This is a genomic window from Corynebacterium glyciniphilum AJ 3170, from assembly GCF_007673095.1.
Lineage (GTDB): Bacteria > Actinomycetota > Actinomycetes > Mycobacteriales > Mycobacteriaceae > Corynebacterium.
Genome location: NZ_VDYZ01000012.1, coordinates 85,159 through 105,445, shown reverse-complemented (window position 1 = coordinate 105,445; position 20,287 = coordinate 85,159). Strand labels below are relative to the sequence as shown.

The following is a 20,287-nucleotide window of genomic DNA, read 5'->3' as shown; positions in this document are numbered from 1 at the left end:
CTAGCGGGGGTCGGTGAGGTCGATGTTGCGTGGCCCGTAGAGGCGGTCGCCGGCATCGCCCAGACCCGGGACGATGTAGGCGTTCCCGTCCAGTTCCGGATCAATCGTGGCGGTGACCAGCCGCTTCACCGGATACCCGGAGTTACGTACCGCCTCGACGCCCGGTACCGCGGACACCATGCAGACGACGACGATCTCCGTCGCGCCGCGCTCGGCCACGAGTCGCAGACCGTGCAGCAGCGAGCCCCCGGTGGCCAGCATCGGATCAACGAGGAACACGGTGCGACCCGACAGATCGTCCGGCAGCGCCTCGAGGTAAGGCACCGGCTCGTGGGTTTCCTCGTCGCGGGCCATCCCCAGGAAGCCCACCTGGGCGTCAGGGATCATCGACAGGGCCGGGTCGATCATCCCCAGGCCCGCGCGGATGATCGGGACGATGATCGGCGGGTCCGCCAGCCGCCGTCCCGTCGCCGTCGCAACCGGGGTCTCCACAGCGAACTCCTCGGTCTCCAGGTCCCGTGCCGCCTCATAGACCAGCATCGCCCCGAGGTCAGCCAGTGCTCCGCGGAAAGCGACGTTGTCGGTGCGGGCGTCCCGCATGATCGTCAGCCGCGACGCGGCGAGCGGATGGTTGACCTCGACAATCTCCATACCGGCCCCCGCGCCTGCCTCTGTCGCGCTGCTCTGCCTGGTTCGCTGCGACCGCTGTGAGCGCTGTGTCCGCTGTGTCTCTGCCATACCGTCCAAAATAACCCACGGGCGTAGGGAACCTCCGGGCACCCGGGCGAGTCTCTCTCACCATGGCAATCGTAAATGCGTCCCCGAACGGCTCCGTGGCGGTGCTGGCCGCCGACACCGACGTCCTCAGAACGGTGGTGACCCGTCTCGACGATATCGCTGACCGGCTCTCCTCGACGGTGCCCGGGGAGCCGACGGTCCTGCTCGCCGGCGTCCCCCAGGTGACGCGTCTGGCGGAGGCACTGCACCAGGCACGCGAACGGCAGGTCGGTCTCCTCGCGGACTTCGCCAGCTTCTACCGTGCAGGCGCCACCTCGCTCACCTCCGTCGCCGACGGCCTGAACGACGCAGAGGACGCGGCCACCACCTCCTTCGGGACGCTGCACACCGGACGGCTCGCATGACCGACCTCCTCGCCCTGGTTGAGCCCATTCGTCGGCTCGTCCCCGATTCCGCTGTCCCCGGGCTACATCCGCTCTCACGCCTCATGGATGCCGGGGCGGGTCCTCCAGCCGACCTCGTCGCCGAACTGACCCGGCACATCCCCTCTGGCGTGGACGCCGTCCTGCGCGGTGCAGCGGGCACTGCGGCTGTCCAGCGCCTGACGGCGGCCGGTGCCGATACGACCGAACTCCTCGAGGTATCCGCTGAGGTGGACACCATAGCTCAGGACGGGGCGGCCGCGGTCAACCGCGCCGCTGTCGACATCCTGGAGATCGCGGAGCAGTGTCTGCGGCAGATCCTCGGCTCGGTCGTCGTCGCCCCTCTCTCGCCGGCCACACCTGCTGCGGCACTGCAGATCGCCTGCACACACCTGGCGCGGGCGCAGGCCCGTCTCACTGCACTGGGGACGGAGCTCGAGGTACTCGTCAACCGGGTCACCGCAGCAGATGCGAGGCTGCCGGGGACACCTTCAGTGCCCGCGCCTCCGTCGACACCGGCGGAACTGTCGGGGTCGTCGGGGGCGTCGGGGGCGTCGGGGGCGTCGGGGGCAGAGTCTTCGGAGGCCGCATCCCCACTGCCCGGGACCGCAGAACCGGTCGGGGACGCCACTGTCCCGGGCGCACCGACCCCGGAGGCGGCAGCCGCTGTGGAGGCGGCGACGTCCGCGCTGGGGACGCCCTATGTGTGGGGCGGCACATCACCGTCGACAGGTGTGGACTGCAGCGGGCTGACGCAGTGGGCGTACGGACAGGCCGGGGTCGACCTCCCCCGTACCGCCGACCAACAGGCCGTCGGAGCCCAGGTCAGTGCAGACCAACTCGCCCCTGGAGACCTGGTGGTGTGGGACGGCCATGTCGCGATGGTCACCGGCGACGGCCAGATGATCGAGGCCGGTGACCCTGTCCAGATCAACCCGGTGAGGACGGAGAACATCGGCATGGGGTTCCTCGGTTTCTACCGACCCACCGCCTGAGAGGAGACCCTGATACCCACGAACCGCGGCCTTGCCCGCATCACCACCACGCCCCCGGTACCGGAATACAACGTCCAGCAGTTCCTCGGGGAGCCCCCACCGACAGTGCCGGCGGTACTCAAGGCCGACCTCTTCTCCGCTACGGGCACACACGGTGGTCCGGTCATCGACCGCGGTCGTCCTTCCAGCTAAAATCTGTCGTCATGGCAGACAACGGAATCGTGACCCTCGAGCTCGAGACAACCGCCGGCACGTACTACACCCTCTGGGCCCCGGGCTGGGTGTCCCGCGGCGAGCAGTGGCAGGCTTTCCTCGGTGACGACTCCGGGGTCTTCGCGTTCGAGTCACCGGCGGCACTGCTCGCCGGGATCACCGCCTCCTCGGACCACGACCTGGCCGGGCACCCGGACTGGCCGGCGTTCATGGACGGGGCCGAGACCAGGGTGACGCCCCGCAAGGGAGGCAGCATCAGCTTCATCGAGCTGCCCAACAACCTCGCCGGCCGGCCGTCCTTCGAGAACACCCGGACGGTCTCCAACGCCTTCCAGGTGCTGCGCTCACTCGGGACGGTCTGCGGCATCGACCGGATCAACCGGTGGTTCCGGTCCTACTCCGTCCTGGCCAACGTCAGCCGTGGCCAGGACCACTACGCCGGAGAGAACGGCCTCGCCGAATGGTCGAGCGTGGGATTCACGGTGCGGGACAACTGGGTGGAGATCCTCGACGCCGTCGACGAGGCACTGGTCACGCCGGACCTCGGCGACAATGCCGCCAGTCTCGTCGCTGCAGCACAGAAACGGATCGACGACGCTGCATCGGCGCAGGAGAACGCCACCGACTCACCTTCCGAAGCTGCCGGGAAGGCCGGGACTGCCGGGAAGGCCGATGTCACCGCAGCCACCGTCGGGGACGCAGCCGGCGCCGAGGGGGGCGACGCAGAACCAGCCGCCGACCCGTACGACTCGACCCCGTGGGGAAATGCCGGGATCGATCCGATCCGCGTCACGGTGGACGGCACCACCGTCTACACCCTGCGGTGCTACGTGGGGAACCGGTCGCCGGTCTTCCTGGGTCACCGGGGCGAGATCAACACCTTCCCGTCCTCCCGCTCCCTGGTGCGGTGGATGATCGACGCGAAAGACCATGATCTCGCCGAGATGGAGACCTGGGGTGACCTGGTGACTCTGGCCAACGCCGGGGAGCTGGAGGTCGAGGTCCACCCGTCGAACGTCTACGGCTTCACCGGCCTGCGCAGCGATATCACCGAGGGCATCGACGCTGTGGACACCGACCAACTGGGACGCGCCTACGAGCTCCTCGCCGATGCCGCCGACTGGGCGCAGGACGACGGGGTGAACAAGGTTCTGCTGGCGTATCCCCGCCTCCAGGACTACATCGCCTACATGCTCGGTTCACCGTCCGCTGCGACGCCGACCGCCCCCTTCGACGAAGAGGCGAACGGCTGGACGCAACTCGAAGAGAACCTGACGAACCGTTTCACCAAGTTCTGAGGCTGCAGCCTCAGGGACCTCAGGGGCCCCAGACGGTGTCGTCGTACCAGAAGTCGTCGAACTGGGCCAGAGATTCCGCTCCGTCGCCGTCGGTGAACCACAGTTCGGTTCCGGAGAATTCGACCACGCCACCGTCGACTCCGACGGTGTAGATACCGTCGACGACGTCCACCTCCTCGTCCATCGCGACGTTCCCCCGTGCGACGCCGGTGGTGAAGTCTCCCCGCATGTACAGCGTGTCGTCGACGTCCGAGACGCACACGACCACCGCCGCTCCCCCGCCCTCGCTGGCGTAGACCCAGGTGTCGAAGCCGTCGCACACGGCATTCTCGTTATCGAGGTACCCGGTGTAGCCGAGGCCCGGCGGTAGGCCGTCGTCCGGAGTGATGTCGTCGGCAGCAGGACCGTCCTGCCCGTCGACAAGGTAGTCGTCGAGCGACTCGGACGGTGAAGCGCCGGGCACCACCGAGTCGGAGGGACTCGAGTCCCTGCCGATGAGCCAGAGGCCTACCGTCCCCAGAGCGATGAGCACGGCAAGGACCGCGATGACGACGGTCACGACCAGACCGCTCCGTGGCTCGGCAGCTCCTGTTGACGGGACGGCCTGTTGCGATCGGTGTCGGTGGTACGGGTTCTGCGGCTGGTAGTCGGACGGGGGTCGTTGCCCGTCCCCACGGCCCCAGGTGTCTCTGTCCATGCTGTGTCACTCTCCGGTGCCGTCCGGCACAGTTCGCTTTCCTCGTCTCCGTCACGGTGCACGTTAGCGCCCCTTCAGCGGTGAGCGCCTCATCGGGTGGCAGATCATGGACACATTGAATATTTCTTGACGAACAAACATTCGAATGATACTGTTCAACCAGTAGAAGATGAAGCATGTTGGTCGGGGCAACAGAAACTCATGTTCGAGTGTCAAAGGGGGAGGACACCGTATGTCACAGCAGCAACCTCCGGTACCGCCGGTCGGTTCCACGACTGACCTGTTGGAAGCACTGTCTGCCCTGGACTCTGCAGTGGAGGACATCATCGCACATGGTGCGGACACCTGGTCCCGGCTCTCCGACACCGACAGGCTGCAGGCCGCGCGCATGGAACGCTCCCGTAAGAAACTGACCGTCGCTGACGCCGCATTCCTGTCGGCTCATGAATCGGAGCTGCCGGCTGGCATCCAGCGGAAAGCGCGGGCCGTGAGCAGGATCTTCACGACGACGATGCGTGATGCCCGCTGTCGGATCGCGTCATGGTCGCGCATCGCAGAGCGGCCGGACCCGTGGGGTCCCGATCCCACCGCTCCCCACGAGGACCACATGCCTGAGCTGGCGGCTCTCGTCGCCGAAGGACACCTCGACGCCGCCGGCGTCGAGAAAGCCGACAAGCAGATCCGTGCCCTGCCCCAGAACGTCCAGGCTGAGATCACGCGCATCGCAGATGCACCGATTGCCGGTCTGGCCAGGAAGCAGGGGCCCGATGTCCTCGACTCCCTGCGCTCTTTCCTGCTCGACCTCGTCGGTGCCGAGGAGCCGTACACCGAGAAGGACCATGCCCGGACGCGTTCGTTCACCCTCGGGAGACAACGCTGCGACGGCATGACCCCGGTACGGGGTGACCTCACGCCCGAACTCGCCGCGGCGCTGCAACGCCTCATGGCTGACTACGCCAAGACCGGCGACCTGGTCGACGACACTGACCGCGACGCTGACGACCGTACGCCCGACCAACGTCGACACGACGCACTCGCCGCAGCCGTCCACGCCGGATACGGACGCGGTCGCGCACTCACCCCGGGGCGCGGTGCGACGACTGTCGTCGCCGTCATGTCGGTCGATCAGTTCCTCAATCCGTCAGGCACCGTGCTGACCGACGTCGGTACGCATGTTCCCGCCACCACGCTGCTCGACGGGCCGCACGATCTGGAGACGTACCTCCAGATCCTTGATGTCGAGGGACGGACCCTGCGCTTCGGACGCACACGGCGTCTCGGCGACCTCAGCCAGTACCTCGCCCTCGTCGGTGAGGAAGGGATCAGCTCAGCGCCGGGCACCGACTCCGCGCCTGCACACTGCCATGTGCACCACATCGACGGGTGGAGTGCCGGTGGTTGCACCGACCTCGAAAACCTCACGCTCGTCTCCCCGGGCATGCACGCTCGCGTGGACGACACGCGCCGACATCCGGACCGGTGGTGGACCATTCCAGCTCCTCCGGGTAGCGGACGGCGTGTCCACTGGCTTCCCCCGGTCAGTGTGGATCCGGAGCGTCGTCCCGTCCACAACGACCACCCCACAACCCGACGCCATCCCGGCGACGCCCGACGTCGACGGTTCAGGAACGCAGCAAGGGAAGCAGAGGACCCGCCATGATCCCCGTCAGCGTCCGCCTGTCACGGGCGCACATCACCGGCGGTGTTTGCGCCGCCACCAACCACACTCCCGGCACGGTCGCCAGATGACGGCAACCACGGAAATCCGGAGCGGACGGCGAAATACCCGCCGAGCGCGAGGAGAAGAACCCCTGCGACCAGCACCACATACTCGCCCGGGCCGGTCGAGGCGGTGAGCGAGTCGAGGAGGGACTTCATGATCGCCGCTTCCTGCTCGCTCAGCCCGGAGGTGTCGTCCGTGAAGAGTTTGTCGTCAAGCCCCAACCCGGTCACCAGACCGTAGATCGAGTATGCCGTGAGCCCTGCCCCGCTGCCGGCCACGATCACAGCAGCGATCCGCCGCAGTGGGGTGAAGGCCACAAGCACCGCGCTTGCCAGGACCAGGAACAGCAGGACGACTGCAATGGAGAGGAACGGCGCCTCAATCCACGACTCCTGCAGGCCGATGGCCTCGAAGGTGCTCTTCACCATGCCGAAGCCCGACATGGTGAGGACCATGTCGGCGTCCTCGGACCCCGCCTGCCCCGCACTGACCACAGTCCTGGCCCACGGAAGCGACAGCCCGACGACCGCCACGAGAGCGAGAAGTCCGGTAGCTACTGCGGCAATCACCGGATGAGTCGCCAGGGCGTGCAGGTACTGCAGTTTCGTCATGCCGCCGGTCCCGCCAGCCCCACCGGGTGCGGCGGGTGTGGCGGGTGTGGCGGGCGCGGCGGGCGTCTCCGGGTTGCCGGGAGCCCCAGGTTCCTGACTGTGCGTCTCCGTCAAGCTATTTCTCCGTTGGTCGATTCGGCGCCACGATCTTGCGGACGCCCCAGATGATCTCGTTGATGCTGACCCAGGCCGCGACGTGGGCGAGGGTGAACAGCGTCGCCTTCATCACCGAAAGAGGGGCCGTCAGATCCTCCTGCCCGGCGGTCAACAGAACGATGAGCGGGTAGATCATGCCCACGGCGATGATTGCGAGGATGGCCAGGTAGATCTTCGACTCGCTCCGCCTACGGTCGCCGACCCCCCAGTTGCTCATATCCAGCTGGGAGCCGGGACGTTGCTGGGGCTGCTGCGGCTGCGGGAACTGGCCGGGCTGTGCCGCATGCTGGCCGCCGCTGAACCCGCTGGACGGGACGGACGGGGCAGGCTGCTGCCAGGCGTTCTGCGTCGGGCCCTGGTAGGTGGGGCCGTCACCGGCGGAGAGGTCGGAACCTGCCTCGGCATCGGTGGCGGGTTCCGGTACAGCGGCCGTCACCCGGGTGGCCTCCAGGTCGGACGACGAACCGGCCGCGTCGTCGACGCTGTGCTCACGGGTGGCTTCAGCGGACGGTCCGCCGATTCCGCTCAGGTCGCCCGCCGCCTGGTCGTCCCCCTGGGCGTCGCTGGCCGTCTGGGGCTCGTATGCGTCGTAGGACGGGTATCCGGTCGGCGCAGCGGCCGTCCCGGACGGGAAGCTGGGTGACTGGGAGTCCGCGAGGTCGTGCAACCACCGGATGTTCACCACGTCATCTTCAGGGCCGTACAGCGCCGCCTCGTAGATGTCGCGCTTGTAGGGGTCACCCAGGATCGCGCGGGCGGTGTCCACCTGGTCGAGCTCCGGGGAGTCACTGCCGTACCCCTGGTTCCGCAGGTCGGAGGCCCGGGCCCCGAGGACCTCGGCTATCTCGTACGGCGGCATGTCCTTGTCGAGCTGAAGTTCGGTGTACAGATCGTAGTTCGCCATGGAAGTCCTTGTTCGTCCTTGTGTATCGGGGTTTCTCGGGAGCCGTCTCTCTGGAACCTCGCTGAAGCATTGAGGAGCGTTCAGGGGCACCTTAATACATCAGGCGGGCGCGGGAACACCTGCAACCCAGCACACCGGTACGAAAGTGATACGGAAGTGATGAGGTCCGCAGCGTCCTGACCCGACAGCAGCGCATCTGCCCCGCCGTCCACCAGGATCATCGCGTAGGTGGGGTTCTCGTTACCGGGGACGTCCACCGTCTGCACGGTGCAGTCACCGATGTTTGAGAGTCTCACGCCCCTCCGACGGTACCTGTGTCCCACGGGTTTCTTCATCGACGAACCCTGCCGCGACGGCGTCCGGATACCGGGCAGCCAGCTCCCCCTCGCGTCAGCAGACGGGGATATTCCCCACGACGTCGGTGGCGGACGACGCGGAGTCGACCGGCGCGCCGGTCAGGAGCATCGCGTAGCGCGTACGGTCACCGGTCTCAGGAAAGACGCTCATTGCACCGCCTGACTCCGCCGGCGCGGTAACCCGGATTCTGCACCCGTCCGCCTCGAGCTGCTCGGCGCCACTGGCGGGAACGTACGCTGACCGGGTCTCCTCACTGCCGAAGTCGACGACGGCCATGGTCAGTCCGTCCCCGTGGCAGGTCACCCGCGCTTCTTCCTCGCCCTGGGGGTCGCCACCGTCGCAGGTCATGTCGCGCCACCCCTCCTGTCCCTGCCGCTGGGGCAGCAGGTCAGGAAAAGCGTTGACGATCCGCGCGTCGGATGCCTCCCACCCGGGAGTCATGAACTGCCGGTATCCCACGAATCCCAGGACGCCCAGTGCTCCGACCACCGCCACGACGGCGAGCAGCGCGACGGGCACCTTCCACCGCCGCGCACCGGACGCACCAGACGCCGCCGGCGGTGCCGGATGTGACGGAGTTGGCGCTGCTCCGGCCCAGGCCACCGGAACCTCGCGGGTCTGCCCCACCTGGCCCCGTCCTGCATCCCGCACGGCGTCGAGAAATGCGACGGCGGTCGGGAAACGTCGGGACGGATCATTGTCCAACGCCCGTCGCAGGACGCCCGCGACCTGCGGTGCAACGGGCCCGTCCGGTTCCGCCAGGGCCTCGGCGGTCAGCCTCGGCAGCGTGCGTTCTCCCCGCCACGCCGCCGTGGACATCGTGTCACGGAATGCGGTGAGGGTCAGCATCTCCAGGGCGATCAGGGCGAGGGCGTACCGGTCGGTGCCGGGACTGTAGTCGACCAGATGGGCACCGTAGGTGCTCGCGACGGTGAAGATCTCCGGGGCCATGTACTTCTCGGTGCCGATGACCAGACCCGTGGACGTCACACGGGTGTCGTCCCCGGCGATGCTGATGCCGAAATCGGTCAGCACGGCCGTGGTGCCCACCGCGCTGTGCGGGTCACGCGGCAACAGGATGTTCGCCGGCTTCAGGTCCCGGTGAACCACCGGCGGGTTCCGGTGGTGGATGTGGTCCAGCGCTTCGGCGACAGGCCTGAGGATGCGGTCGACCTCGCCGACAGTGAACCGGCGTCCGGTCCGCCTCCGCTCGGCGAGGGCGTCCTCCAGGTCGCCGCCGTCGACGTAGTCCATGACGAAGTAGGCTGCGGTCCCGCTGGACGACAGCGCGTCCGCGTAGTGGATGTTGACGACTGAGGTATGCCGGATGGTGGCCAGGGTCCGCATCTCCGCGAGGAAACGCCGGTAGCCCTCACCACCGCTGCCGACCACGTCCGGACGGACGGCCTTCACCGCCACCCACCGATGCAGCCCCTGGTCGTAGGCACGGTAGACGTGCCCCATCCCGCCCTGACCGATCAATGTGAGGTCGGTGAGATTCCGCCGGGCCTCCAGCTCAGCCGCCAGCTCGGCGACATCCGGGTCACCGGACCAGTTACCGCTGTCGCTCACCTGCCGCCGTCCTCAGAGCTCCAGGTGAAGTCGCGCGACGAGACGGAATCGCCGTCACCGTCGACGACACGGATCCCGGAGCCGCTGATCTCCACGCGTGACCCGTTGTTGTCGAGAGACCGGGTGACCCAGCGTCCCGACCCGGCGCGCTGCATGTCGATGTCGTACTCGGCGGCGCGGTTGTTGTAGTACCCGCGGTAGTACAGGTCGCCCCGCTCCCCGACGCGGCAGACCACCGCGTGGTCCTCGCCGTTGGTGCCGGCGAACACCCACTGGTCGGACGCATTGCACGTCGCCGCGCTGACGCCGCGCCATCCCTGACTGGTCAGGTTCGACGGGGCTCCCGTCGTCCCGGACGTCCCGGACCGTTCAGACGGAGACGGGGAAGGTGACGGCGAGGGCGATCGTGAGGGCGACTGCGTCGGTGTCGAGGATTGCGTGGACTGCGTGGACACTGGCGCGGAGGACGTCGTGTCGTCGGGCACGGCGGTGAATGCCGGCGAGGCGGACTCGTCCCCGTCCCCCTGACTGCTCCACATCCAGACACCGGCGGCGACGAGTCCGATGACGAGCACCACGACGGCGACCACTGCCACGATGATCCCGGTGGCGAGACCACCGGCCTTCGAGGGGACCGGCTCGTCCTGCCGCCACGGGTTCCCTGCCGGGCCTGTCGGCCCCGGCGATCCCCAGTCGTTGTTCCCCATGTCGTGTCCTCCGTCTACGTCCCCTATGGCTGTTTTCTCAGGGACCAGTAGTTTTCCTGAGCATACCTGGCAAGGGCAAGTCGTCGGGTGGGGGCATTGCCGCTCCGTGCCGAGAATCCGGTGACACCGCTCCCCTCGAGAACCTTGGAGAGGTAGTCGATCTTGGTGTTCACTTTCTTCTGTGACCAGCCCAATGTCTGTTCGAGGTCCCGCACCGTCGGCACTTCGGACAGGTCGGTCCCTGGTCGGCGGAGCAGGGGTGCCGCCAACGCACGCAACAGGTCGATCTGCTCATCGTTGAGGATGAGCTCCCCGACGGTCATCGGGGCACCGTCGAGACGCTCGGCGCCGACACTCCCCGTCGGCGGACGCAGTGTCGCGGCGACCGTGAAGTCGAGTTCATAGGTCGTCACCGACGTGGCGAACACGACCGCGGACTCCCCCAACGGCAGCGGCAGGCTGGCGGCGGGGCCCAACCGGCTCTGGCTGAACGAGTTCTCCGCCCGCGGCTGGATGTTGGCGCTCAGCCGTCCACCCCGGTTGGTGATCATCCAGGTGCCGTCGGAGTCCCAGACCTGCAGGAACTGCCGGTGCATGAATTCATCGTCCAGGCCGAGGGGGAAGTCCGCCGCACGCCCGAGGGTGAGCGACTGGCCGGGGTTGAGCGCGACATGGTGGCCGATCTGGTCGTCGATGAGGACCTGGCCGGGGAACAGACCGGGGAACGGGCGGCGAAGCGTCATACCGGACATCTTCCTAGCGTTCGAGCTCGTGCGCCAGAGAATCGAGTTCCCCGCCCCCGGCCATCTCCAGGGTCAGCTGCTCCAGTGTCACGTCCTCCCGCGCTGCGTCGAGCACCCGGCGACCGAGGTTGAGCAGGACGAAATGGTCACCCACCAGATGTGCGTGGTGCGGGTTGTGGGTGATCAGGATGACGCCGATGCCCTCGTCACGGGCCGCGGCGATGAACCGCAGCACCATGCCGGACTGCTTCACCCCGAGGGCGGCGGTGGGTTCGTCGAGGATGAGCACCCGGGCGCCGAAGTAGACGGCACGGGCGATGGCGACCACCTGGCGTTGCCCGCCGGACAGCGACGCGATGGGGACCGACACGTCCTTCAGGTCCACCCCCATACGCTGCAGGCGGTCGGCGGTGATGTCACGCATCTCCGCCTCCCGGAGGGCACCGAACCGTCCGGTCATCTCCTGGCCGAGGAAGAAGTTCCGCCACACGGGCATCGGCCCGACCACGGCGAGGTCCTGGTAGACCGTGGCGATGCCGTGGTTCAGGGCGTCGCGGGGGTTGGCGAAGGCGACAGGCTCGCCGTCGACGAGGATCTCACCGTCCGTCGGAGGATGCAGCCCCGCCAGCGTCTTGATCAGCGTGGATTTTCCGGCACCGTTGTCCCCGAGGACGCAGGTGACGTGGCCCTCCTGGACGGACAGGCTGATGTCGTCCAGCGCGCGGAAGCTGCCGTAGCTCTTGCCGACACCGCGGAGCTCGATCACGGGGGTGGTCTCGCGAGTAGTCACTGTCGGGCCTCCGAGTATTTCGAGAAGGAGTTGTTGGCGAGTACCGCGAGAAGCAGGACGCCGCCGAGGAAGAACTTGAACCAGTCGGGGTTCCACCCGGCGTAGACGATGCCCTGGTTGGTCATGCCGAAGATCAACGCACCGATGGCGGTTCCGACCGCCGTACCCTTGCCGCCGGTCATCGCGCAGCCACCGACGACGGCGGCGATGATGTAGAGGAACTCATTGCCCACGCCCTGGCCGGCCTGGATGGAGTCGAACTGGTACAGGTTGTGCTGACCGACGAACCAGCAGGATGCGGCGACGGTCATGAACAGGATGATCTTCACGCGGTCCACGGGCACACCGACAGCACGGGCGGCATCCTTGTCCCCGCCGACGGCGAAGATCCAGTTGCCGAAGCGGGTCTTGAACAGTACCCAGCTGGCGACCGCGACGAAGAGGATCCACCAGAAGACCGTGACCTGGATGGTCACGCCGAAGACCGTCAGCGAGCCGGCGAAGAGGCGACGGCAGAACTCGTAGCCCTGCATGTCGGAGATCACCGGAGTGGCGACCTGGTCGTTGACGAGTTTGGTGACCGCCAGATTGAGTCCCTGCAGCATGAGGAATGTCGCCAGGGTGATCAGGAAGCTGGGGATCCCGGTGCGGGTGACCATCCATCCGTTGAAGAACCCGATGGCCAGGGCGATGGCCAGCGCAAGCAGTGAGCCGACCCAGGTCTGCAGGTGGAAGTTGTAGGCGATCATCGTCGCCGCCAGGGCGGTGGTGGTCACCGCGACACCGGTGGAGAGGTCGAACTCGTCGCCGATCATCAGCAGCCCGACAGCCAGGGCCACGATGCCCAGCGTCGAGGACGTGTAGAGGACGGTGGCGACGGCGTCCATCGAGCGGAAACTCGGTGCGACGACGAGGAAGAGGATGAAGATCGCCACCGCGCCGATGAGGCTGGCGAACTCGGGACGGCGCAGGAGGCCGGTGACCCGCGAACCCGTCGCCGTCATCGCAGTCCCTCCTTCGCGGCGTCGGCGATGGTGTCGATGTTGCTCTCGTCGACGAAGCTGGGACCGGTGTAGACGGGGCGCCCGCCACCGACGGTGGTCCCGTTGCGCTTGGCGAGCCAGAGCGCGTCCACGGCCATGTACCCCTGCAGGTAGGGCTGCTGGTCGACGGCGAAGCTGATTCGCCCATTCTGGATGGCCGGGACCAGTTCGGCGTTGGTGTCGAAGGTCCCGATGTTCACGTCCGCGCCTGTCGTCTCGGCCGCGTCGGCGACGACGAGGGAGACCGGGGTGACCAGGCCCATGACCCAGTCGATGGAACTGTCCTGGGCGAGTTTGGACTGCACGGTGGACTTCACCGAGGTGAGGTCCTGGCCGTTGACGTAGAGGATCTCCACGGAGCCGCCGCTCAGCCCCTTACGGATGCCGTCGCACCGCGCCTCCTGTGAGGAGTTTCCCTGTTCGTGGATCACGCAGAGGGCCTTCTTCGCCCCCTCTTCCTGCAGGCGTTCTCCGGCTTTCTCCCCGGCGACGCCCTCCTCCTGGCCGAAGAAACCCGTGAGCCCGTAGTCCTCGTAGTCCTCCATGCCGGCGTTCAGACCGACGACGGGGATGTCCGCGTCCACGGCGCGCTGGGCCGCCGGCCCGATGGCGTTGGCGTTCGGCATGGTGACCGCGATGCCGTCGACGTCGGAGTCGATGGCGGACTGGACGAGGCTGGCCTGGTTGGGCGCCTGCGGGTCCGAGCTGTAGCGCAGCTCGATGTTGTCCTTGCGGGCCGCGTCTTCGGCACCCTTGCGCACCAGGTCCCAGAAGGTGTCGCCGGGGGCGCCGTGGCTGATCATGGACACCACGTAGCGCGGGGTGTCCACGGTTCCTCCGCCTCCTTCCCCGTCGGAGGCGCGGGGTGCACCGCCGGTGGCGGAGCACCCGGCGGCCGCGAGGGCGGTGGTCAGTCCGACGACCGTCACGGCGGCGGTCAGGACGGTGCGGAGGTGCATCTTGAAAGTCACAAACCGCTAGTCAATGCGTCTGAAGCGGTTAAGTCAAACCGGCTGACCTGGGGCTTTACCGATCCAGTTGATCGGTTCAGGTGGGTCTACCTGCGGCGGACGACCGAGCCCACGTACTCGTGGACGGCCGCCCGATTCTTTCGGCACCCTACGCTGAGGTACCCCTCACCTCGGCCGATACCTCTACCAATATGGTTCACCCTGCACCCACTGTGGACCGTCACCGACATTCGCACACGTCACCGGTTCGCCCCGGTGTTCACGCACTTCCCCAAGCTCGCTGTCCATGCATTTCTCACCAGGGATGTTGAGCGTCCGTGTCACGCCAGTTGTCGGGTTGTCCATCGGATCACTTGGATACCGCTCCTGGTACCCGGGTTCCACTGCCCGACCATCGATGGAGCCACGTCCCTCATTCTGTTGGTTAACGTCTTCATCCGACAACAATTCTTCCGCCAATGCCTTCAGATCATCGGAGCTGTCCTCAGTAGGTTCATCGCTCTGGACTACGTCGCCGTCTCCGGTTACATCCCCGGTGGCAACTGTCGGACTGGGGTCGTCGGGCGTGATTTCACTACCTCCTGTCGGCTCGAGTGAGGTAAGGACCACACTGGAATTGCTGCTATCGTCCACATCTCCATTACCGCAGGATGCTACCGGAAATGCCACTGCTACGATGACAACTCCTGCGCTCCAATTGACAGCTTTCACAAAAGAGTTCCTCTGAAAATCCTTCCCAATGTTCATCAGCTGATCTTCTTTCGGGTCCGCATGTAGATGACGCCAGAAATAGTCAGAAGAATACCGATAATCAGTCCGATATACCAGCCCCCAGCCAAGGTGATCCCAGCCATTCTCCCGTAGTCTTCGTAGGTGAAATCATCATTTCCAACTTGAGCCACAACAACGAATATAGCCACGGTCAGGAGGTGCATAATTCCCGATATCAACAAAGCCAACGGGACACGGCGCGCCAGCGGCCTACGAAAAGCCTGTACTGATGCGAAAACCAGGGGAAGAAGGGACGTCAATGCCATCACGCAAAGGAAACCGCTCCCCTCTCCCAGTCCGGAAGCGAAGCCGAAACCATTAATGGAGAAACCTGCCATCCCACTGAGGAACTCCACTGCAGCATCTGGCTCCACATTCAACCATTTACCGCAGAGAGTGAGAAGCGAGACCAACGACATCACCGCGAGGACGCCCCCAACCACCGGCGGGGTGACCCTCGTCCCCAATATCTCCACAACCTGGCCGCTTCCGAAGCCCGACTGAGATTCAGGGGTGTTGCCCTGCGCCCAGACATGCCTGGCATCAGCAGCCTGGGTGCGCCAAGTTTCCCGCTCCGAGTGATCAGTACGAACGCCCAGATCGGAGAACCTTTCATCTGGAGCAGACCTCCACACTGCACGTGTTTCCGCAGTTGACGGCAACTGCTCCTCCCGCACAACGGGCTTATGGGACAAAGAGCTCGGAATCTTGATGACACCGTTCTCTTCCTCAGTGCGCCTCGTCCACTTCTGCGGAGATGGCTCTGCTTCTGGAGCGCTCGAAGCACCTGGGACCTTGTTCGAGGCCTGTAGCGGAGGTTGGGACGACTCGTCTGTCCGCTTCCAACGTCCGGGTGGAGGAGTAGTCATGGATAGTCCTTTCGAAACCGTCACTGAATCCTGCAGCTTCGATTCTGTCCACTGTTGCAGCTCTATCACACCGCTCCGGGGAGCAGTCCCCGTTCACCGCCCAAACCGTTTGACGTATCCTGAGACCCATGAACCACCTCCCCGACCGCATCCCTGACGAGCGCCGACACCGACTCAGCGACGCCCTGACGCTCGCTGTCGGGCAGGGGCGAATCGACCTCACGGAGTTCTCCGAACTCAGTGAGGAAGTATGGTCCACCACCGACGTCGCACGGTTTGAGCGACTCGAGACCCTCGTCATGGGGAACAACGGCCGACGGGACATCGAGGAACTCGCAGCCAAGGCAGCCACTCCGGTGCCGGAGTTCTCACGCGCCCAGGCTGTCCCCCAGATCAGCTCCCCGTCGCAGACGTTGTGGTTCGGTGACCTCAAGCGTGGTGGTGACATGCAGCTGGCGACACATGAGAGCTTCTTCCTGCTGTTCGGCGACGTTCACCTCGACCTCCGCGAGGCATCGCTGTCCGCCCCGACGACAACCCTCAACGTGACCTCGATATTCGGGGACGTGAGGATCACGGTCCCGCCCGGAATCCGGGTAGAGAACCGGATGTCACTTGTCTTCGGCGACGTCAAAGCCGATCAGGGCCCCCGCCTCAGCCCTGGAGCCCCCGTCATCGTCCTCACCGGCCACACCACGTTCGGCGACCTGAAGATCACCGTCGCCGAACCGGGCGTCCCCCTGAAGAAGAGCTGGTGGGACTGGCTCTCCGGCTAGACCTGCTACTTCTCTTCCTGCTCCTCGGAACCTTCGGGATCCTCAGCATCCTCGTCCTCGTCATCGAGGCTCAGGCCCAGCTCCGCGAGCTCAGCCCGCAGGTTCTCCATCGACAACTGCACCTCCTCGACACCGGCGCCGTGCGCATGCCCGTGGTCGCCGTGGAGTTCGCCTAGTCCCTCGGAGTCTCCCTCACCCGAGCTCAACGTTCCGCCCAGTTCGGCGTAGGCCGGGTAGATGACCTCGCGTTCCAGGGACTCCCGCAGCGGCTGGTCGCAGAAAGCGTTGTCCAGGGCGTTCGTGGTCAGCTCCAGGAACTGCCAGTACTCCAGGTCGAAGTTCTCCGCCAGGGCCAGCATCTCCCCGGTCATCGTGCATCCGGACACCAGACGGTTGTCCGTGTTCACCGTGCAGGTGAACCCCAGCTCGTAGAGAAGGTTGAACGGGTGGTCGGCGACGGTGTCGCAGACCCCGGTCTGGGTGTTGGACGTCGGGCAGATCTCCAACGGGATACGACGGTCCCGGATGAACTTGGCGACCTCACCGAGCTCGATGCCATTCATCGTCGCGTCCAGGTCCTCGTAGATGCGCACGCCGTGTCCGATGCGTACCGCACCCTGGCGCAGCCCGTCGGCGATGGACTCCGCCCCGGCTGCCTCACCGGCGTGGACGGTGACCGGCACAAGGTTCTCGCGCAGGATCCGGAATGCTTCGACGTGGTTCGACGGTGGGAAGCCGTCCTCCGCGCCGGCGATGTCGAAACCGACGACGTACCCTTCGCCCGGAGTGTGCTCGCCGTGGTTGTCGACGGTCAACTGGGCGATCTCGGCGGCACGGTCGGCGTGCCGCATGGCGCACATCAGCAGCCGGACGTGGATCCGCCCGCCACGTTCGGAGACAACACGCTCCCCCTCCTTGACGCCCTGCACGGTCGCATCAACGACCTCCTGCAGACTCAGCCCCTTGGCCTGGTGCTGTTCGGGGGCGAAGCGCAGCTCGGCGTAACACACACCGTCGGCCGCGAGATCCTCGACGGCCTCGCGGGTCACGCGCACCAGTGAGTCCCGCGTCTGCATCACGGCGGTGGTGTGGTCGAACGTGGTGAGGTAGGTGGGCAGGTCACCGGAGTTGGCGGCGTCGAAGAACCACTTCTCCAGCTCCGTGGCATCGGTCGTCGGCAGTCCGTCATACCCAGTCTCCGCGGCGATGTCGATGATGGTCTGCGGTCGGAGACCGCCGTCCAGGTGGTCGTGGAGCTCCACCTTGGGAAGACGCCGGACGACGTCCGGGTCAACGGTGGAGGTGGCTTCGGTCTCGCTGAATTCGCTGTCGGTCATGGTGCCCCACGATACCGCTGCTCCCGGTTCCTGTCCGTGGCGGACCCCACTACCGATAGACTCTGACAACTGATGACTGCACACACTCTCCCCCGGCGCCGGACGCTCCGAGCCCCGGCACTGGCCACTGCCCTCGCGACAATGTTGACGATAGGCCTCACCGGCCCCCTCACCGCACCAGCTGTCGCAGAGACCGGCCTGAACACCGTCGAGAAGGATGACTGGCTCCCCCTGACAGCGGACCCGGGAGCACCGTTACCGGACGACCGTTTCCTCGACACCGACGACTGCCCCTTCGCCGATGACCTGCCCTCGGCCTTCGACGATGACGCGCTGCCGTCCGACGGTGAGGACGCTCCTGCGCCCATTCCCGTGGACCATCCGGGCCCCGGCGGCGAAGCACTCGACGCTTGTGCCCCGGTCTCGGCACCCGGCATGGAGGTCCCCGACCGCCTCAGTCTCGGCAGCTACCTCGTCTACGATGTCGACACTGGGGACGTCCTGGCGGCGAAGGACCCGTACGGGCTCTACCGTCCCGCCTCCATCATCAAGGCACTGCTGGTGATGACCGCACTGGATGAACTCGACCTCGATCAGGTCGTGCCCGTCAGTGACGAAGCGGTGGCCATCGACGGTTCACAGGTCGGCGTCGGGCCGGGCGGACGGTACACAGCGCGCGAACTGCTGCTCGGTCTCGTCATGCGGTCGGGAAACGACGCCGCCATCGCGCTCGCAGAAGCCATGGGCGGCCAGGACGAGACGGTGAAGCGGATGCAGGACCTCGCCGACTCCCTGGGCACACGGGCGACCAGGGTGATGACCGTGCACGGTCTCGACAGCCCCGGCGTGCAGACGACCGCCTACGACATGGCGTTGATCTACCGGGCGGCTTTCCAACGCGAGGACGTCCGGGAACTGCTCGGGGAGGAGACAATGGATTTTCCCGGCTACGGTGACATGGACGGGTTCGAGCTCTCCAGTGACAACGAGATGCTGTTCAACTACCCCGGCACCATCGGCGGCAAGACCGGCTTCACCGACAATGCGCGGCACACGTTCTCGGTCGCCGCGGAGCGGGACGGCCGGACGCTGGGCATGGTGCTGTTGAACTCCACGATTGCCGCCGGACGCCCCGCGGAACAGGCCAGTGCCGTCCTCGACGCGGCGTTCGAGGCCCCCGCTGACGCAAGTATCGGCACGCTTGATGTCCCGGACGACAATGCTCTGGAGGACGCGGGGGACGACAGTGACGACGGCGCAAGGCAGCCCCGGGCGTCCGACGTCGCTGACCGGGACACCTCCGACGCAGACGGTATCGACATGCGTGCCGTCATCGGCGCGGGTGTCGCCGTCCTGCTGCTGGTCGGGCTTGCGGCAGGGGCAGCACGCTTCCGCCGTCGGTAGGCCGGCGGTCCCCTACTTCCGGCGGAAAGCCTTGCCGAGCAGACCGGCCGCAGTCGCACCGACAGCGGTTCCCAGGCCGACCAGTCCAGCGGTGCTGATGTTGCGGGCACCGGGGCGGACCTCCTGGCGCACGCGGATCACTGCGGCCGGCGGCGCCTCGGGGACCATCGCTGCCAGAGCCTCGGGGGTGGTCGCAGTCCATGCCGCAAGGTATAGCGTGACGCGCCACACGAGGTAGAGCACGACCATCACGCCGATCACCGGGCCAAAGGCTGCGCCAGCCGGATTCGACAGCGCATTGGAGAAGACGATGGTCGCGATCTGCTTGATCACCTCGAAAGCCAGGGCACCGATCACGGCGGCGCGTGCCGCCGCCGGACGCGGCACACGGGTGCGCGGCAGGTAGAGCATCAACCAGAAGAAGACGATCCAGTTCGCGATGAGAGCGACGACCAGTGCCACCAGCCAGGTGAGAATGCGGATACCGGGGATGTCGCCCAGCCCGATGGTCTCGAGGACACTGCTGGTGAAACCACCGCCACCGAAGGCGGTCACGGCGAAAGCGACGACGAGTGCCAGCAGGAGACCGATCAGACCGATCAGGTCGCTGATCTTTCCCTTGATGAAGTTGTCGGCCTGTCCCGGGGTCTTCCACATGTTGGACACACCGATACGCAGGTTCTTCATCCACCCGAGGCCGGTCCACAGCGCCAGCACAAGACCGATACCGAAGACGCTGCCGCGTTGGTCGATCGCCTGCATGATGATGTCGTTGAGGGTGTCGCCAAGCTCGCCCCCGGCGGAATCGGTGACGGTCTCCGTGATCTTGTCGATCAGTTCCTGGTTGCCGGCAACCACCATGGCGACGGTCGCGAAACCGAGCATGATCAGAGGGAAGATCGACAGGACGGAGAAGTAGGTGATGCCGGCGGCGAAGTTGTTGCCGCCCTGCTCGGTGTAGCGCTCGTTCATGCGCATCACGTGGTCGAACCAGGGCCACTTGTCCCGGTAGCGGTCGATCGCCCCCGGGGAGTCGTCGGTGGACCGCTCAATGCCGTGGTCGTCCAACTTGTCCCGGTCGGAGGCGGTGATCGTGCGAGCCATCAGAGGACTCCTCTTGTGTGTCTCTTCATAGTCAATACCCCACTGCGCACAGTGGGATCGTGGGACCCTACCCTAGTTCATTTGCA

21 protein-coding genes are annotated in these 20,287 nt (G+C 66.2%); 6 read left to right on the top strand and 15 right to left on the bottom strand.

What is annotated here, in order from left to right; all coding sequences use genetic code 11:
* Entirely contained in the window at window positions 1-651 is a 651-nt protein-coding gene (upp, locus tag FS507_RS12655) for a uracil phosphoribosyltransferase (RefSeq protein WP_145943174.1), read from the bottom strand.
* A 149-nt stretch (window positions 652-800) separates the two neighbouring features.
* Between upp and FS507_RS12650 the strand changes: the two genes are divergently transcribed.
* From FS507_RS12650 to FS507_RS12635, 3 genes are all read left to right on the top strand, one after another.
* Entirely contained in the window at window positions 801-1,142 is a 342-nt protein-coding gene (locus FS507_RS12650) for a hypothetical protein (protein WP_145943143.1), read from the top strand.
* Complete coding sequence (locus FS507_RS12645) at window positions 1,139-2,155, top strand: C40 family peptidase (protein WP_145943142.1); 1,017 nt, start codon at window positions 1,139-1,141, stop codon at window positions 2,153-2,155. Before FS507_RS12650 ends, FS507_RS12645 begins: the two co-directional genes overlap by 4 nt.
* A 203-nt stretch (window positions 2,156-2,358) precedes the next feature.
* A complete protein-coding gene (locus FS507_RS12635; protein WP_145943141.1) occupies window positions 2,359-3,666 on the top strand; it encodes a hypothetical protein in 1,308 nt (435 codons plus the stop codon).
* 19 nt (window positions 3,667-3,685) lie between these two features.
* Here FS507_RS12635 and FS507_RS12630 read toward each other — a convergent pair whose 3' ends face one another.
* Window positions 3,686-4,363 (bottom strand): hypothetical protein, encoded by a 678-nt coding sequence (locus FS507_RS12630; protein ID WP_145943140.1) that lies wholly within the window; start codon window positions 4,361-4,363, stop codon window positions 3,686-3,688.
* A 232-nt stretch (window positions 4,364-4,595) separates the two neighbouring features.
* On the opposite strand from FS507_RS12630, the gene FS507_RS12625 reads away from it, so the two are divergent.
* Window positions 4,596-6,023 carry an HNH endonuclease signature motif containing protein gene (locus FS507_RS12625; protein WP_186314680.1) on the top strand — a complete coding sequence of 476 codons (1,428 nt, stop codon included), beginning with the start codon at window positions 4,596-4,598 and terminating at the stop codon, window positions 6,021-6,023.
* A 20-nt stretch (window positions 6,024-6,043) separates the two neighbouring features.
* Here FS507_RS12625 and FS507_RS12620 read toward each other — a convergent pair whose 3' ends face one another.
* The 11 genes from FS507_RS12620 to FS507_RS12570 all read right to left on the bottom strand — a co-directional run bounded on the left by FS507_RS12620 (window position 6,044) and on the right by FS507_RS12570 (window position 15,388).
* Window positions 6,044-6,811, bottom strand: coding sequence for a Trp biosynthesis-associated membrane protein (locus FS507_RS12620; RefSeq protein WP_145943138.1), 768 nt, complete (start codon window positions 6,809-6,811; stop codon window positions 6,044-6,046).
* 1 nt (window position 6,812) lies between these two features.
* A complete protein-coding gene (locus FS507_RS12615) occupies window positions 6,813-7,757 on the bottom strand; it encodes a hypothetical protein (RefSeq protein WP_145943137.1) in 945 nt (314 codons plus the stop codon).
* Between the two features lie 80 nt (window positions 7,758-7,837).
* Window positions 7,838-8,053: a hypothetical protein gene (locus tag FS507_RS12610; protein WP_145943136.1), complete on the bottom strand. Its 216-nt coding sequence runs from the start codon at window positions 8,051-8,053 to the stop codon at window positions 7,838-7,840.
* A 94-nt stretch (window positions 8,054-8,147) separates the two neighbouring features.
* Entirely contained in the window at window positions 8,148-9,686 is a 1,539-nt protein-coding gene (locus FS507_RS12605) for a serine/threonine-protein kinase (RefSeq protein WP_145943135.1), read from the bottom strand.
* Complete coding sequence (locus tag FS507_RS12600) at window positions 9,683-10,393, bottom strand: hypothetical protein (protein WP_145943134.1); 711 nt, start codon at window positions 10,391-10,393, stop codon at window positions 9,683-9,685. The genes FS507_RS12605 and FS507_RS12600 overlap by 4 nt, the downstream gene beginning before the upstream one ends.
* 23 nt (window positions 10,394-10,416) lie before the next feature.
* Window positions 10,417-11,136 carry a hypothetical protein gene (locus FS507_RS12595; RefSeq protein WP_186314679.1) on the bottom strand — a complete coding sequence of 240 codons (720 nt, stop codon included), beginning with the start codon at window positions 11,134-11,136 and terminating at the stop codon, window positions 10,417-10,419.
* A gap of 13 nt (window positions 11,137-11,149) precedes the next feature.
* Window positions 11,150-11,926 (bottom strand): ATP-binding cassette domain-containing protein, encoded by a 777-nt coding sequence (locus FS507_RS12590; protein WP_145943132.1) that lies wholly within the window; start codon window positions 11,924-11,926, stop codon window positions 11,150-11,152.
* Window positions 11,923-12,930: an ABC transporter permease gene (locus FS507_RS12585; protein WP_145943131.1), complete on the bottom strand. Its 1,008-nt coding sequence runs from the start codon at window positions 12,928-12,930 to the stop codon at window positions 11,923-11,925. The genes FS507_RS12590 and FS507_RS12585 overlap by 4 nt, the downstream gene beginning before the upstream one ends.
* Window positions 12,927-13,928, bottom strand: coding sequence for a substrate-binding domain-containing protein (locus tag FS507_RS12580; RefSeq protein ID WP_145943172.1), 1,002 nt, complete (start codon window positions 13,926-13,928; stop codon window positions 12,927-12,929). Before FS507_RS12580 ends, FS507_RS12585 begins: the two co-directional genes overlap by 4 nt.
* Window positions 13,929-14,123: 195 nt before the next feature.
* Complete coding sequence (locus FS507_RS12575) at window positions 14,124-14,687, bottom strand: hypothetical protein (protein ID WP_145943130.1); 564 nt, start codon at window positions 14,685-14,687, stop codon at window positions 14,124-14,126.
* Window positions 14,687-15,388 carry a hypothetical protein gene (locus FS507_RS12570; protein ID WP_222121429.1) on the bottom strand — a complete coding sequence of 234 codons (702 nt, stop codon included), beginning with the start codon at window positions 15,386-15,388 and terminating at the stop codon, window positions 14,687-14,689. The genes FS507_RS12575 and FS507_RS12570 overlap by 1 nt, the downstream gene beginning before the upstream one ends.
* Window positions 15,389-15,708: 320 nt before the next feature.
* Between FS507_RS12570 and FS507_RS12565 the strand changes: the two genes are divergently transcribed.
* Window positions 15,709-16,356, top strand: coding sequence for a LiaF domain-containing protein (locus FS507_RS12565; protein WP_145943128.1), 648 nt, complete (start codon window positions 15,709-15,711; stop codon window positions 16,354-16,356).
* A 5-nt stretch (window positions 16,357-16,361) separates the two neighbouring features.
* Here the strand turns inward: FS507_RS12565 and FS507_RS12560 are convergent, their stop codons facing one another.
* Window positions 16,362-17,693 (bottom strand): adenosine deaminase, encoded by a 1,332-nt coding sequence (locus tag FS507_RS12560; RefSeq protein ID WP_145943127.1) that lies wholly within the window; start codon window positions 17,691-17,693, stop codon window positions 16,362-16,364.
* A 72-nt stretch (window positions 17,694-17,765) separates the two neighbouring features.
* Between FS507_RS12560 and FS507_RS12555 the strand changes: the two genes are divergently transcribed.
* Window positions 17,766-19,097: a D-alanyl-D-alanine carboxypeptidase family protein gene (locus tag FS507_RS12555; RefSeq protein WP_260853402.1), complete on the top strand. Its 1,332-nt coding sequence runs from the start codon at window positions 17,766-17,768 to the stop codon at window positions 19,095-19,097.
* A 12-nt stretch (window positions 19,098-19,109) separates the two neighbouring features.
* Here FS507_RS12555 and yhjD read toward each other — a convergent pair whose 3' ends face one another.
* The gene (gene yhjD / locus FS507_RS12550; protein WP_145943126.1) at window positions 19,110-20,201 is read right to left on the bottom strand and encodes an inner membrane protein YhjD; all 1,092 of its coding nucleotides are present in this window, start codon (window positions 20,199-20,201) and stop codon (window positions 19,110-19,112) included.
* Window positions 20,202-20,287: the final 86 nt, after the last annotated feature.

Excerpts from the sequence above, each read along its gene's own strand:
- upp (WP_145943174.1), bottom strand. The coding sequence starts at position 651 with ATGGAGATTGTCGAGGTCAACCATCCGCTCGCCGCGTCGCGGCTGACG.
- FS507_RS12650 (WP_145943143.1), top strand. The coding sequence starts at position 801 with ATGGCAATCGTAAATGCGTCCCCGAACGGCTCCGTGGCGGTGCTGGCC.
- FS507_RS12645 (WP_145943142.1), top strand. The coding sequence starts at position 1,139 with ATGACCGACCTCCTCGCCCTGGTTGAGCCCATTCGTCGGCTCGTCCCC.
- FS507_RS12635 (WP_145943141.1), top strand. The coding sequence starts at position 2,359 with ATGGCAGACAACGGAATCGTGACCCTCGAGCTCGAGACAACCGCCGGC.
- FS507_RS12630 (WP_145943140.1), bottom strand. The coding sequence starts at position 4,363 with ATGGACAGAGACACCTGGGGCCGTGGGGACGGGCAACGACCCCCGTCC.
- FS507_RS12625 (WP_186314680.1), top strand. The coding sequence starts at position 4,596 with ATGTCACAGCAGCAACCTCCGGTACCGCCGGTCGGTTCCACGACTGAC.
- FS507_RS12615 (WP_145943137.1), bottom strand. The coding sequence starts at position 7,757 with ATGGCGAACTACGATCTGTACACCGAACTTCAGCTCGACAAGGACATG.
- FS507_RS12600 (WP_145943134.1), bottom strand. The coding sequence starts at position 10,393 with ATGGGGAACAACGACTGGGGATCGCCGGGGCCGACAGGCCCGGCAGGG.
- FS507_RS12595 (WP_186314679.1), bottom strand. The coding sequence starts at position 11,136 with ATGACGCTTCGCCGCCCGTTCCCCGGTCTGTTCCCCGGCCAGGTCCTC.
- FS507_RS12585 (WP_145943131.1), bottom strand. The coding sequence starts at position 12,930 with ATGACGGCGACGGGTTCGCGGGTCACCGGCCTCCTGCGCCGTCCCGAG.
- FS507_RS12580 (WP_145943172.1), bottom strand. The coding sequence starts at position 13,928 with ATGCACCTCCGCACCGTCCTGACCGCCGCCGTGACGGTCGTCGGACTG.
- FS507_RS12575 (WP_145943130.1), bottom strand. The coding sequence starts at position 14,687 with ATGAACATTGGGAAGGATTTTCAGAGGAACTCTTTTGTGAAAGCTGTC.
- FS507_RS12565 (WP_145943128.1), top strand. The coding sequence starts at position 15,709 with ATGAACCACCTCCCCGACCGCATCCCTGACGAGCGCCGACACCGACTC.
- FS507_RS12560 (WP_145943127.1), bottom strand. The coding sequence starts at position 17,693 with ATGACCGACAGCGAATTCAGCGAGACCGAAGCCACCTCCACCGTTGAC.
- FS507_RS12555 (WP_260853402.1), top strand. The coding sequence starts at position 17,766 with ATGACTGCACACACTCTCCCCCGGCGCCGGACGCTCCGAGCCCCGGCA.
- yhjD (WP_145943126.1), bottom strand. The coding sequence starts at position 20,201 with ATGGCTCGCACGATCACCGCCTCCGACCGGGACAAGTTGGACGACCAC.